Source organism: Halomonas sp. AOP30-A1-24 (assembly GCF_052378165.1).
Taxonomy (GTDB): Bacteria; Pseudomonadota; Gammaproteobacteria; order Pseudomonadales; family Halomonadaceae; genus Vreelandella; species Vreelandella citrativorans.
The window spans coordinates 1-314 of record NZ_JBQSXL010000111.1; the positions used below are offsets into that span (position 1 = coordinate 1).

General features: G+C 51.6%; 1 protein-coding gene. It reads left to right on the forward strand.

Annotated elements, in window-relative coordinates:
• Nucleotides 1-50: 50 nt before the first annotated feature.
• On the forward strand, nt 51-314 hold a 264-nt coding region (locus ACT3TJ_RS18095), incomplete at its 3' end, for a transposase (RefSeq protein ID WP_444666147.1).

Here is a 314-nt window from a genome sequence, read left to right on the forward strand (position 1 = left end):
TGAACCGCCCCGGCTTTACCGGAGACTCCATATCTTGAGAGGATGGAGTTATGAACTCACCAAAACGATATTCCTCAGAAGTCCGGGAGCGAGCTGTTCGATTAGTCCTTGAACAGCAAGGCGAATACCCGTCCAGGTGGGCGGCGATCTGCTCCATTGCCAGCAAGTTTGGCTGTTCACCGGAGACCTTAAGGGCCTGGTGCAAACGCTCAGAACTCATGCAGGAAGATAGCTCGGCTAATCTGCCTGGAAATGAACGACTCAAGCAGCTAGAGCGTGAAAATGTCGAATTGAAGCGCGCCAATGAAATTCTT